The sequence below is a fragment of the Herbidospora sp. NBRC 101105 genome, assembly GCF_030269205.1.
GTDB classification, from domain to species: Bacteria; Actinomycetota; Actinomycetes; order Streptosporangiales; family Streptosporangiaceae; genus Herbidospora; species Herbidospora solisilvae.
The window spans coordinates 515,902-528,601 of the sequence record NZ_BSSX01000004.1; the positions used below are offsets into that span (position 1 = coordinate 515,902).

11 protein-coding genes are annotated in these 12,700 nt (G+C 72.6%); 3 read left to right on the forward strand and 8 right to left on the reverse strand.

What is annotated here, in order from left to right; translation table 11 throughout:
- The gene (locus QSK34_RS19735) at nt 1-1,197 is read left to right on the forward strand and encodes an RNA polymerase sigma factor (RefSeq protein ID WP_285585712.1); all 1,197 of its coding nucleotides are present in this window, start codon (nt 1-3) and stop codon (nt 1,195-1,197) included.
- Here the strand turns inward: QSK34_RS19735 and QSK34_RS19740 are convergent.
- Both QSK34_RS19740 and QSK34_RS19745 read right to left on the reverse strand, forming a co-directional pair.
- Complete coding sequence (locus QSK34_RS19740; protein WP_285585713.1) at nt 1,178-2,371, reverse strand: epoxide hydrolase family protein; 1,194 nt, start codon at nt 2,369-2,371, stop codon at nt 1,178-1,180. The genes QSK34_RS19735 and QSK34_RS19740 overlap by 20 nt on opposite strands.
- Complete coding sequence (locus QSK34_RS19745) at nt 2,368-3,171, reverse strand: PIG-L family deacetylase (protein ID WP_285585714.1); 804 nt, start codon at nt 3,169-3,171, stop codon at nt 2,368-2,370. The genes QSK34_RS19740 and QSK34_RS19745 overlap by 4 nt, the downstream gene beginning before the upstream one ends.
- Before the next feature lie 109 nt (nt 3,172-3,280).
- On the opposite strand from QSK34_RS19745, the gene QSK34_RS19750 reads away from it, so the two are divergent.
- Nucleotides 3,281-3,745, forward strand: coding sequence for an ATP-binding protein (locus tag QSK34_RS19750; protein ID WP_285585715.1), 465 nt, complete (start codon nt 3,281-3,283; stop codon nt 3,743-3,745).
- Between the two features lie 6 nt (nt 3,746-3,751).
- On the opposite strand, the gene QSK34_RS19755 is transcribed toward QSK34_RS19750, so the two are convergent.
- The 5 genes from QSK34_RS19755 to lanKC all read right to left on the reverse strand — a co-directional run bounded on the left by QSK34_RS19755 (nt 3,752) and on the right by lanKC (nt 11,694).
- A complete protein-coding gene (locus QSK34_RS19755; protein WP_285585716.1) occupies nt 3,752-5,647 on the reverse strand; it encodes a prolyl oligopeptidase family serine peptidase in 1,896 nt (631 codons plus the stop codon).
- Entirely contained in the window at nt 5,644-7,287 is a 1,644-nt protein-coding gene (locus tag QSK34_RS19760; RefSeq protein WP_285585718.1) for an ATP-binding cassette domain-containing protein, read from the reverse strand. Before QSK34_RS19760 ends, QSK34_RS19755 begins: the two co-directional genes overlap by 4 nt.
- Nucleotides 7,284-8,885 (reverse strand): ABC transporter transmembrane domain-containing protein, encoded by a 1,602-nt coding sequence (locus tag QSK34_RS19765; RefSeq protein WP_285585719.1) that lies wholly within the window; start codon nt 8,883-8,885, stop codon nt 7,284-7,286. Before QSK34_RS19765 ends, QSK34_RS19760 begins: the two co-directional genes overlap by 4 nt.
- Nucleotides 8,886-8,973: 88 nt before the next feature.
- Nucleotides 8,974-9,120 carry a SapB/AmfS family lanthipeptide gene (locus QSK34_RS19770; RefSeq protein WP_156046157.1) on the reverse strand — a complete coding sequence of 49 codons (147 nt, stop codon included), beginning with the start codon at nt 9,118-9,120 and terminating at the stop codon, nt 8,974-8,976.
- Nucleotides 9,121-9,183: 63 nt separating this feature from the next.
- Nucleotides 9,184-11,694: a class III lanthionine synthetase LanKC gene (gene lanKC, locus QSK34_RS19775; RefSeq protein WP_285585720.1), complete on the reverse strand. Its 2,511-nt coding sequence runs from the start codon at nt 11,692-11,694 to the stop codon at nt 9,184-9,186.
- Nucleotides 11,695-11,854: 160 nt separating this feature from the next.
- Here lanKC and QSK34_RS19780 point away from each other — a divergent pair, with 160 nt between their 5' ends.
- Nucleotides 11,855-12,268 (forward strand): CoA-binding protein, encoded by a 414-nt coding sequence (locus QSK34_RS19780; protein WP_285585722.1) that lies wholly within the window; start codon nt 11,855-11,857, stop codon nt 12,266-12,268.
- Here the strand turns inward: QSK34_RS19780 and QSK34_RS19785 are convergent.
- Entirely contained in the window at nt 12,257-12,649 is a 393-nt protein-coding gene (locus tag QSK34_RS19785; protein WP_285585723.1) for a hypothetical protein, read from the reverse strand. The two genes, QSK34_RS19780 and QSK34_RS19785, sit on opposite strands and share 12 nt — an antisense overlap.
- Nucleotides 12,650-12,700 lie beyond the last annotated feature (51 nt).

Here is a 12,700-nt window from a genome sequence, read left to right on the forward strand (position 1 = left end):
GTGGGCTCTCTCGATCCGATCCGCACCGTCGAGGCCGTCTGGCGCATCGAGTCGGCCAAGGTCATCGCGACCGTGGCCCGGATGACCGGTGACCTCGGCCTGGCCGAGGAGTCGGCTCAAGACGCCTTCGTGCTGGCCCTGGAGACCTGGCCGGCCGAGGGCGTGCCGGCGAACCCGGGCGGCTGGCTGACCACCACGGCCAAGCGGAAGGCGATCGACCAGCTCCGGCGGCAGGGCGTGTACGAGGAGAAACTCCGCGAACTCGCCCTGCGGCCGGCCGCTGAGCCCGAACCCGAACTGCTGACGCTGATCTTCACGGCCTGCCATCCGGCGGTGGCCGTCGAGGGGCGGCTGGCACTCACGCTGCGGCTGCTCGGCGGGCTGACCACGGCCGAGATCGCCCGCGCGTTCCTGGTGCCCGAAGCGACCGTCGGGCAGCGCGTCTACCGGGCCAAGACGGCGCTGCGGAAGGTGCCGATCGAGCTGCCGCCCGCCGAGGAGCTGCCCGCCCGCCTGGCCTCGGTCCTCGAAGTGATCTATCTGATCTACAACGAGGGCTACTCGGCGACCTCGGGCGACTCGTGGATCCGGGCCGACCTGTGTTTCGAGGCGCTGCGGTTGGCACGCGTGCTGGCGGCGCTCATGCCCGGGTCGTCGGAGGCGTCCGGCCTGCAGGCGCTGCTGGAGATCCAGTCGTCGCGCCTGGCCGCCCGCGTCGGCCCCGGCGGGGAGCCGGTCCTGCTCGCCGACCAGGACCGGTCGCGCTGGGACCGGCTGCTGATCCGCCGGGGTCTCGAAGCGCTGGCCCGCGCCGAGTCGACCGGGGTCCTGGGGCCGTACGGCCTCCAGGCCGCCATCGCCGCCGTCCACGCCAGGGCCCTGACCTTCGCCGACACCGACTGGGCCCGGATGGCCGACCTCTACCGGCTGCTCGCCCACGTGGCCCCCTCGCCGATCGTCGAGCTGAACCGCGCCGTCGCCGTGGGCATGGCGGAGGGCCCGGAGGCCGGGCTGAAGATCGTCGACGGCCTGGCCCTCCACGGCAACCCCCACCTCGCGGCGGTGCGGGGCGACCTCCTCGAACGCGCCGGACGGTTCGAGGAGGCCAGGGCGGCCTTCCGCGAGGCGGCCGGTCTCACCCGGAACGCGCGGGAGAAGACCGTCTACGAGCGCAGGGCTACCCCCGGGCCTTCCTGAAGGTCCGCCGCAGGTCGTCGACCCACTCCTCCGGGATCTCCCACGGGATGAAGTGGCCGCCCCTGTCGTGGGCGGTGAGGTTCACGTGGTTGTACCAGCCACCTCGGTCGCTGTTCGCGAAGGCGGCCACCCGCTGGTCGGTGGTGACGCCGGGAGGGTTCTCGTAGCCGACGAACGTGATGCCCGTGGGGGCCTCGACGGCCGGGGTGCGGTCGTGGGAGGGGGTCCAGGGGTGGCGGTTGGCGTTGGCGTAGTAGCGCATCGACGTGCCGATCGAGTTGTTCACCCAGAAGATCATCGTATGGGTGAGCAGGTCGTCGGGGGTGAAGGGGTCGCCGCCGCTCCGGTCGCTCCAGGAGTCCCAGCGCTTGAGCAACCAGGCCAGCAGGCCCGCCGGGGAGTCGGACAGGGCGTGGGCGAGCGTCGAGGAGTCCAGGACTTGCACGGCCAGGTGGGAGGCGAACCGCCGGTCGAACGTGATGATCCGGTCTCTGATCTCCGGCGGCAGGTCGTCGGGGAGCACCTGGCCCTGGGCCAGGTCCCAGCCCCGGTCGCCGTTGAACATGGAGAGCTTCTGGCCCGAGCCGATGTGGATGCCGTGGAGGCTGTCGGCGTACTTGTGGCCGAGTTGCCCGGTGACCAGCGCGCCGATGTCGCATCCGGCGGCGGCGTAGCGCTCGTGGCCGAGCACCTCGGTCATCAGCGTGTGCCACAGGTCGGCGACCATCCAGAAGTTGAGCTCGGGCCGGTTCCGCAGCGGGCCGGGGAAGCCGAAGCCGGGCAGCGACGGCACGATGACGTCGAACGCGTCGGCCGGGTCGCCGCCGTGCGCGGCCGGGTCGGCCAGCGCGTCGACCACCTTCGACCAGTGCCAGAACGTCCAGGGCCAGCCGTGGGTGAGGATCAGCGGCGTCGGGTTCGGCCCGGCGCCCGGCCGCCGCATGAAGTGGATCGGCACGCCGTCGACCTCGACCTGCTCGTGGTCGTAGGCGTTGATCGCCGCTTCGGCCTTGCGCCAGTCGTAGCCGTGGAGCCAGTGGTCGACCAGCGGCCTCAGCCGCGTGACCGGCACCCCGTAGAACCCGTCGTCGTTGCCCTCGTCGGCGGGCAGCCGGGTCAGTTCGAGCCGCCGGCGCAGGTCGTCGAGCACCTCGTCGGGCACGTGGATCTTCATCTCAGGCCCGCGAACAGGTCGTCTTCGTGGTCGGGCGCCGGGACCCTGCTGAACACCCGGACGAAGTGTTCGGCCGACATGGCCATGCGCTGGGTCTCCGGCGGCATCGACAACAGGGAGATGCTGTCGCCCTGGCTGCCGTGCGCCCGCAGCGCGGCGAGCTTCACGTCGGCCTGCTCGTGGGTGTCGACCACCGTGGTGATCAGCTCGTCGGGGGTGCCGAAGTCCTCGGGCAGCTCCCATCCCGGGTCCATGCCCTGCGCCTTCATGGCGGCGTACGCCGCCTGGATGACCCGCCTCGGCACGGCCGTGTAGTAGAACTTCACCGGGATCCCGGTCGCCTCGGCCGCCGCCACCGCGACCCGGTGGGCCTGGATGTGGTCGGGGTGCCCGTAGTTGCCGTTCTCGTCGTAGGTCACCACGACCTGCGGCCGATACTCCTCCATCAGCGCCGCCACCCGCGCGACCGCCTTGTCGAAGTCGACGTTGGCGAACGCGTCGGAGCTGGCGTTGCCCGCCCATCCGGCCATGCCGGAATCGTGGTATCCGAGCAGTTCGAGGTGGGTGATGTTGAGATGCCCCACCGACTCGGCCAGCTCGGCGATCCGCTGCTCGGCCACCTGGGTCTCCGAGTGGCCCGGCTCCCCCGGCTTCACCCCGCCCGGCCCGTCGCCCTGCTCTCCGTTCGTGCAGGTCACCAGGACCGTGCGCACTCCTTCGGCGGCGTATTTCGCGAAGCTCCCCCCGGTGCCCATGACCTCGTCGTCAGGGTGGGCGTGCACCGCCATCAGCGTCAGCATGGCTCCCACGCTACGGCAGCGCCGATCGGGGAAGCACAGTCGCACCTTCGCGTGACATCTCGGATCACGTGCCGGCGCGTCTTCTTTGCGCAGTCATCGAGGAGGACGCATGAACGGCTCGGGGAACGTCACCACACTCGACTCCATCGACACGACGAGGGTCGCCCGGCTGGCGGGCGGCCATGACCAGGTCGTCGTGGCCCGCCGCCTGGTCTCGGCCACGATCGGCAGAGACCACCCGCTGCACGACGATTCCGTGCTGCTCACCAGCGAGATCGCCACGAACGCGGTCGTGCACTCCAGATCGGGCGACGGCGGCGTGTTCACCGTGACGGTCTGGTTCTCGGCCGACGAGGTGCGGGTGTGCGTGCAGGACGACGGCTCGCCCGAACCCCCGTGTGCCCGCCACACGACCGCCACCGCGACGAACGGCCGCGGCCTCCCGCTGCTCGACGCCCTCTCGGACCGCTGGGGCATCGTCAGGGAGGGCGGCCGCAACAAGGTCTGGTTCGAGATCTCCCTCACCACCACCCCGCCGTCGGCCCTGGCCCTCCCGCTGCCCCGGTCGGCCTGAGCCGCCCTAGTCGTCGTCGAGACCGCCCAGCTCGCGGGCGAGGAAGGCGAGCATGTCGGCGGCCAGCCCGGCCGCCCGGTCGGCCGAACGGCCCGCGTGGCCGACCCCGGTCTCGTGGCGGAACAGGATCGGCCGCACCCCCGACGTCGCGCCCTGGAGGGCCGCGCACATCTTGCGGGCGTGGAGGGGGTCGACGCGGCTGTCGCCGTCGAAGACCGTGAAAAGCGTCGCGGGGTAGTCGACGCCCTCCTTGACGTGGTGGTAGGGCGAGTAGGCCATCAGCCAGGCGAACTGCTCGGGGTCGTCGGCGGAGCCGTATTCCGGCACCCACGAGCTGCCCAGCCCCGACTTCTCGAACCTGATCATGTCGAGCACCGGCGCCGAGCACACGGCGGCGGCGACCAGTTCGGGGCGCTGCGTGATGAGCGCCCCGACGAGCAGCCCGCCGCCCGACTCGCCGGTGACGCCGAGCAGGGCGGGGGTCGTCCAGCCCGCCGCGATCAGGGTCTCGGCGGCGGCGGCGAAGTCGTCGAACGAGTTCTGCTTCCGCCCCCGCATGCCCGCCCGATGCCACGTCTCCCCTTCTTCGCCACCACCCCTGACCTGCGCGAACGCGAAGACGCCGCCTGCCTCCAGCCACGGCAGCACATAGGAGGAGTAGGAGGGCGTGAGCGGCACCCCGAACCCGCCGTAGCCGTAGAGGATGCACGGCCGGGGGCCCGGCAGGCCCTTGCCGAGCACGACCATCCGGACCGGCGTGCCGTCGGCCGACTGGTAGACGACCTGGTGCGACTCGATCTCGGGCAACTCGGCCCGGCCGGGGGCCGCCTCCCAGAGGGTGGTCTCGCCGGTGCGGGCGTCGTAGCGGTAGACGCTCTCGGGGGTGACGTAGTCGGAGTAGGTGAACCAGACCTCGTGGCCTCGGGCGGACATCCGCCCGAGGGAGCCGAGACCGGGGAGCGGGACCGCTCCTTGACGCTCCCCGGTCTCGGGATCGTGGACGGAGATCTCCCCGATGGCATGGCGCACCCACGCCACCAGGAGGACCCCGTCGAGCAGGGCGAAGTCGGCGATCACGGCCTCGGCGTCTTCGGGCACAAGGTCGCGGAAGTCGTCGGGCGCGGCCGGGTCGGCGACCAGCAGCCGCCCCCGGGGGGCGTCGAGGGTCGTGATCATGTACGCCCTCCCGTCGCCCCCCACCGCCACGGCCGACCGGGCCGCGACGTCCTGCTGGACGACCCGCCGCGACGGGCTCACCAGGTCGCACAACCACACGTCGTTGCCCGCCCCCCGGTTGACCGAGAGGGTCAGCCACCGGCCGTCGGCGCTGAGGGCGATGCCGTCGGCGTCGGCCACGTCGAGGTCGTCGCCGTCGAGGCGGTGGACGCGGGCCCGCCGGTCGCGGACGTAGTAGAAGCCGTCGCCGTCCGGCAGCCAGGCCACCGGCGAGTGGCGCAGGCCCCCGATCGGGCCGTCGACGAGCGCGCCGGTCCGGGCGTCGAGGACGTAGAGCTCGGACCGTTCGTCACCACCCCGGGAGAGCTGGCAGGCGACCAGCGTCCCGTCGGGCGAGGGATGCCAGGCGTCGAGCAGCGTGGTCGCGCCCGGGTCGAGCGCCTCGGGGTCGAGGACCACCCGGTCGTCGGCGTAGAGGACGGGCAGGCGGCGGCCCGGATCACGGCGGACGCGGAAGGCGATGCCGCCCCGCCAGATCGGGGCGCCCACGACGCCGGTGTCGCTCAGTTCGTCGATCCTGGCCCGGAACCGGTCGCGGCCGGGGAGGAGCTGGCTGCGCCAGACGACCTCCTGCTGCGCCTGCCAGGCCCGCGTCTCGTCGGAGGCCGGGTCTTCCAGCCAGCGGTAGGGGTCGGAGACGACGTGCCCGTGAATGATCTCGATCATGACACCTGCCTGAGTCTGGGGTCCCAATGCCCGGCCAGATCCGCATACAGGGGGGAGGCGGCGAGGAGTTCCTGATGGGTGCCGGCGACGACGCGGGTGCCGTCCATGACCAGCACCTTCCGGGCCCTCAGCGCCGAACTGATGCGATGGGCGACGACGACGAGGGTGCCGCCGCGCTCCGCGAAGGCCTGCTCGACGCGGGCCTCGGCCGCCGGGTCGAGGCAGGAGGTGGCCTCGTCGAGGATGACCAGCGGGGCGTCGGCGAGATAGGCCCTGGCCAGCGCGACGAGCTGCCTGTCGGCCGGGCCGAGCTCGGTGGCCTGGAGTTTGACGTGTGCGGCCCCGATGGCGTCGAGCGCCTGCCGCATCCGCCGGGGGTCGTGGTCGCCGAGGTTCTCGGCGACGGTCCCCCGGAAGACGTAGGCCTCCTGCGGGATCAGCACCCGCTGCCCCCGGTCGAGCCGGGCGGCCGGCACCCCGCCGACGGTCACCCGCCCCTGATCGGGCACGACCAGCCCGGCGATCAGCGCGGCGAGGGTGGACTTCCCGATGCCGCTCGGCCCGACGACGGCGAGGTGCTCCCCTTCGGGGATGACCAGGTCGAGGCGGTCGACGACCGGCAGCGCCCGGGGCCCGTAGGCGAAGGTGACCTCCTTCAGCTCGGTGTGCACCCCCTCGGCCCTGCGGGTCTCCTCCTGCGGCGGCGGCAGCGCGGCCCGCAGCCGGGCCAGGGTGACCCAGAGCCGCACTCCGCTCTCCCCCAGCCCACTGGCCAGGTTGAACAGCGCGGGCGTGAGCGACTGCATGACATAGGCGAGGGTCCCGAGCACGACCCCCGGGGTCGCCCCCAGCCGGGGCGCGTAGGCGAGCACCAGCAGGATCGGCGCCCAGGCCCCCGCGCCCAGCACGACGGTCCGGAGCGTGGTGACCGTCGCCAGCCGGCCGGCCGCGCGCCGCTGGCGGTCGAATCGGGCGCCGGCGTATCGGGCGGCGTGGTCTTCGTCGCCGGACGCGGCGATGTCGCCGAGCGCGGCGGTGACCTTGACCAGGCTCTCGGCGGTGGCCTCGTCGGCGAGCAGGTAGGCGTGCTGCCGCCTGGCCAGCTCGGGCAGCGAGAAGAGGAACGCCCCCAGCCCGAGCAGCAGCGGCGGCAGCACCAGCAGGAGCAGCTCGGGCATCAGCGCCACGACCCCGGCGACGGCCCCGAGGAGGGCGAACACGAACGCCTTCACCGATCCGATCACCCCGGTGAACGCGTCGCGCGCCACCTCGACCTGCAGGTTGGCCCGGGTGACGGCGGCGGGGTCGTCTCGCCCGGCCTCCAGGGCGCCCCGGATCGTCGTGGTCAGCAGCTCCTCGCGGACGGGCTCGACGATGGTCGCCAGCGTGACGACCCCCTGCCGCCCACCGACGGCGGCGAAGATCCAGGAGAGGCCGAGCAGGAACGTCCACGAAAGTCCCGCGACGGCCTGGTGGGTGGTGAACGCGTCGACGGCCCGCGCGACGGCCAGCCCGATGACGAACGCCGGCGCCGCCTCGACCAGCGACCACAGGACGAACCGCCGCACCTGGCCCGGCCGGGCGTGGAAGGCCCGCCAGAGGAACACCCCGATCCGGGTGTGAGGGCCGAAGGTGATCACCGCGTCTCCCCGCCCTGGAAGACGGCCCGGTAGCCGGGGTCGTGCCAGAGGACGAGGTGGCGGTCGAAGCCGCGCACCCGCCCGTCGTGCAGCCAGATCACCCGGTCGGCACGCGCCGCGACGGCGGCCCGGTGGGTCACCGTGACGCGGGTGCGGGTGTCGGCGGACAGGGCCGTGGAGACCTGGCGTTCGGTGATGGTGTCGAGGCTGGAGGTGGCGTCGTCGAGCACCAGCAGGCGGTTTCCCTTCGCGAAGGCCCTGGCCAGGCCGAGCCGCTGGCGTTCGCCGCCCGACATGGGGGCCTCGGCGAGGGCGGTCTGGTAGCCGTGGGGCAGGCGGCGGATGAAGTCGTCGGCCCCGGCCGCCACGGCCGCCGCGCGGGAGCCGCCGGTCGCGTCGGCGATGGTGTCGCCGACCAGGTGGGGCCTGGCGACGGCGTAGCCGACGGCGGTTCTGAGCGACTCCCGGGTCAGCGACCGCAGCGGGACCCCGTCGAGCAGCACCTCACCGGTCTCCGGGTCGTCGAGGCGGGCCGCGAGCCGCGCGAACCGGGTGCTCCCCGTGCCGACGACGGCCACCGAGCTGCCGCCCTGGATCTCCACGTCGAGGCCGGGGACGTCGCGGAACGTCAGGGTCCCGGGGCCGGGGGGCAGCGTGTGCACCCCGTGGGCCCTCGGGCACTCGTCGAGGACGTCGGCCAGCCGCGCTCCGGCCGCGCGGGCGCGGGCCAGCCGGCCCAGCGAGCCGATCGCGGGGCCGAGGCCCGCGCCGATGACCACGTAGCGGGTGGCGGCGTAGAGCTCGCCGGCCGACAGTTCACCGGCCGCCAGCCGCCAGCCGCCCACGGCCAGCACCAGCACCTCCAGGAGCGGCACCACGATCGCGGCCCGCACCCCGGCATCGGCGTTGGCCCGCCACAACGCCATCGCGTGGCCGCGCACCGTCGGAAGGGCGGTCAGCACCCGCCGGGTCTCCTGTTCGGCGGTTCCGGCCGCCGCGATCGTACGGGCGCCGCCGACCGCCTCGACCAGGCGCGCGGCGATGTCGGCCTGCGCCTCCTGGTAGCCGCCGGCGATCACCGTGGATACCTTAAGGAACCGCTTCAGCACGAACGCGATGGCGACCAGCCCGCCCGCCAGCGTCAGCGCCAGCCACGGATCGATCAGCACCAGCAGGACCAGCGCCCCGGCCGACGGCACCACCAGCGCCACCGAGGCGACCACGGCGTCGGCCGCGCGCCCGGCCTCTTCGGCGTTGAGGCCGAGCCGGGTCACCAAGTCGCCCTCGGGGATGCGCCGGGTCACGCCGGGACCGGCGCCGAGCAGATGGGAGAGCGCCCGGTGGCGCAACCAGGCCGCCGCCCGCGCGCCACCGGTGGCGCTCATGTAGACACCGAGACCGTCGCAGGCGACGAGGAGCACCACGACGGCCCCGGCGCAGCCCACCCAGGTCGGGGAGAAGGTGTCGACGGCACGGCCGAGCACGAACGGCAGTGCCAGCTCAAGGCCGGCGCCGATGAGGGCGACAGCGGCGAGCACGCCCGCCGCGGGCCCGCTACGCCTGATCGCCTCGGTTGTCAGCCGGTCGGCCGGTCGCAACGCCGACTCCCTCTCTTCACGTGGGCGGAGACTTCGAAAACGGGGAGGGCCCCGGGCTCCCGCGAGCCCGGGGCCCCCGATCGGGTGCCTAGTGGCAGAGCAGCAGGCTCAGGTTGCTGGGCGTCTGGGACGCGCAGCCGAGCAGGGTCAGCGTGCTGCCGCCGCCGCCGTGGCCGCCGCCACCGGGGTAGCCGCCGCCGGGAAGCTCCATCGCCTGAAGGTCGAGAAGAACCATGGTCATGCTCCTTTACGAAGTTTCTCTATCGGGAGGACATTCGAGATCTTTAGAAAGGTGGAGCTAGCTGTTCGGGGCCCCGATCACCTCCTTGGCCGATGGGCGAAGGGGGACACCACCGGGCGCGGCGTAGGGCTCCGCGCCGAGTGGATGCGTGAAGGGCAACGGGGTGCCGCTGAGGGCGTAGAGGACGCCGGCGGTGCCGGTCGCGAAGTCCATCGACAGCCGGAGCAGCTGGTCGCCGGGGAAGGCGATCCCGTCGCGGTAGGGCAGGACGTGCCAGTCGAGGCCGGGGATCAGGGTGCGGTCGGCCAGCACCATGCCGGCCCGCCCGGCGAACAGGCCGGGCTGCACGAAGAACCGGCAGCGGCCCACCTTGAGCAGGTCGGGCAGGGCGTCGGCCAGCGGTGAGCCGGGCCGCTGGCGCAGCAGGTCGGCGAGCACGATCGCGATGCCGACCGAGCCTTCGTCGAGGTAGGGCAGGGTCCGCCAGCCCTGGTTGACCTGCAGCGATCCGTCTGACGTGGTGACGCAGCGCTTCAGGTCGAGGCGCAGCGCCCGTTCGGCCAGGTCGAGCAGCGCGGGGTCGCGGGTGTGGTCGTAGGCGCGCAGGAACAACAGGGCGGGACCGCTCAGGCCGTGGAGCAGACCGGCTCTGGGGTTCGCGCCGCCCGAGATGTCGGGTACGTCGTGAGGCAGCCGCTCGGCGCACAACTCGATCAGCGGGCGGGCGTCGAGCCCCAGGTGGAGCAGGTTGAGCCCGATGCCGGCCAGCCCCGACCACAGACCGAGGTCGAGATCGCGCCACGGCCCGGCCATCGCCCGGTCGACGAGGTCGAGCGCCCGGTCGACGTGGCCGAAGCGGTCGAGCACGTAGGCGACGCCGTGGAGACCGTCGTAGAAGCCGGGCGGCGACTCCGGCCGCTGGCGGAGCAGCCACTCTTCGAACTCGGGGTAGCGTCCGGCCCCGGCCGCGTCGAGCGCGAACAGCACGCCCGCCGCGCCGTGGGCCAGGTTGACCCCGCCGCCGGGCCGGAACTGGGCGATGTCGCCGGGGAAGAGCCGGTCGGTCCGCTCCGGCGTGGCGCTGGCGAGGATCGCCCGCGCCATCGCCGCCATGGGATCGCCCAGGGTCACACTCGCAGTGGGCCCGCCCCCGATGGGCCCGCTGATCGTGTGGACGGCCCGCTTGATCAGCTCGGGCGGCACCGGGAACGTGTCGACGATCAGCCGCCCGAGCTGGCCCGCCTTCGCCCGCGCCAGCGGCACGGTGATCGTGAGCTGCGGCGCGAACAGGCCCAGCGTGAGACACGCGAGGGCGTAGAGGTCGACGTCGGCGCCCCGGCGGTCGGCCGGCGCCTGGAAGGCCGGATGGGCCAGCACCGACCGCCCGCGGTCTTCGATGAAGGTCGCGACCTCGAAGTCGATGAGGACGAGCCGCCCTTCGGGCGTGATCAGGATGTTGTTGGGATGGAGGTCGCAGAAGACGACCCCGCGTTCGTGCAGCGCCTCGATCGCGGCCCGCACCTTGGGCAGCGTGTCGAGCGCCCAGACGGTGTATTCGGCGATCGACTCGGCCGTCGCGTCGGCCTTGGTCAGCGGGAACGTGCGGACCAGGGTGCGCTGCAGCGGCGTGGCGTCGACGAACTCCGTCACCAGGAAGTGGTGGTCGCCGAGCACGAAGTAGTCGCGGTAGCCGGGCGCGCAGTCGAGCCCGTCGAGCCGCCGCAGGACGTCGCGTTCGTGCTGGAGCCGCGCCACCGCGTCGCGCTCGGCCGCGTCGAGCCCCGCCATCGGCCGGGCCTCCTTGAGCACGACCCGCTCGCCGCTCCGCCTGTCGGTGGCGAGGTAGACGCCGCCGCCGTTGGAGAAGTGCATGACGGAGTCGACGGTGTAGGGCAGGTCGGTCGTGGTGACCGCGTTCCTGGCCTCGAGGTGAGGCGCGAGGAAGTCGGGCAGCTCGACCCAGTCGGGCACGGTGAACGACGGCCCCCGGACGTCGGGCACCAGTTCGCCTCGGTCGTTCTCCATCGCCGGCACCAGGTCGCCGTTGGCGGCGACGCAGCGCCGGGCCGTGAACCCGCCGTAGCGGACGAACAGGGGCCCGTCGCCGTAGCGCAGGTCGCTCAGGATGTAGGGCCCGCGCACCCCGGCCAGCAGGCCGTCGAGCTCCTTGAGCGTCAGCTCCAGGCAGTCTTGACGTGGGTAGATGGTGACCAGTTTGCCGCTCGCGCCCCGCGCCGCGCCTTTCGAGTTGAGCATCGTGACGACAGACCGGCTGCGCAGGAATTTGAATGGGATATCACGTTCGACGCAATAGTCCCAGACGATTTCCAGCACCCGCGCCGCGTCGGCCAGCCCGGCCGACACGTGGATCTTCCAGCCCTGCGGCGGGACGTCATGGCCGGTCGGGGCGTAGTGGAACCAGGTGTCGGACGGCTGGTGGGACCAGCCACGCGGAACCTCACGGCCGGCCACGGCGAAATCCGGAATTGCGGTTCCGCGCCGGTCGGCGGTGTCATAGAAAAGCCGGTCCGCGAGGCAATAAAGCTCATACTGGTCATTCACTGCCATCTCCCTGCTTTCTGCTAACAGGAAGAATTCCGGATAACCCCAAGAGCTTCTAGTTACAAGTTCAATCAATCCTGTGTGGGCAAACGTCATGGGTGCCGTCGTGAAACCCGCCCTGACCTGTGCCGGAAGAGACCCGGTGATCGGCTTGTTGCACCAAGACATGGGAGATCGTTTCGCCGACCCGACGGTCATCAGGCGCCTGCTGAACGACACGACGACCTGGGCCTTCGTCGGCCTTTCCGGCGATCCGGCCCGGACCGTCTACAACCAGGCGGAACTCATGAAGCGGCGCGGTAAACGCATCATCCCGGTGCATCCCGACGGCAGGCCGGTCCTGGGCGAGACGACCTACCCGGCCCTCGCCGAGGTCCCCGTCCCGATCGACGTGGTGGCGATCTACCGGCGCACCGCCTTCGCGGGGGGCGTGATCGACGAGGCGATCGCGGTGGGCGCGGGCGCGGTGTGGTTGCCGCTCGACGTGTACGACGAGGCGGCCGGCGACCGGGCGCTGGCGGCCGGGCTCGACGTCGTCATGAACCGCTGCCCGGCCGTCGAGTGGGCGCTACGCCGCTGACCGCAGCAGCCCCGCCAGCCGGCCCCCCGCCAGGGCGCTCAGCACCAGATGCCCGCTGACCAGCACGATCTGGAACGCCCGCTGGCCCGTCGTGAGCTCGGCGGCGTACCCGCCGTCGAAGAAGCCGGAGACGAAGGCCAGCACCCCCGCGACGACCAGCAGCACGGCGGCCGGGATCGCGACGGCGCGGCGCTCCCGGGTGACCGCGAAGGCCAGGACCGCCTGGGCGGCCATCATCGGGAGCGGCGCCGACAACCGGGCCGTCGGGCCGAGGGCCTCCAGGAGGTCGGCGTTGAGCCCGGCGGACACGGAGATGCCGGCGCCAGTCAGGTCCATGACGAGCAGGACGCCGACCGCGATGACGATGGACTTCGGTGACATGGGCTTTCCTCGGGCCGGGTGACGACCCTACGAGGATCCCCGCCGGGGTGG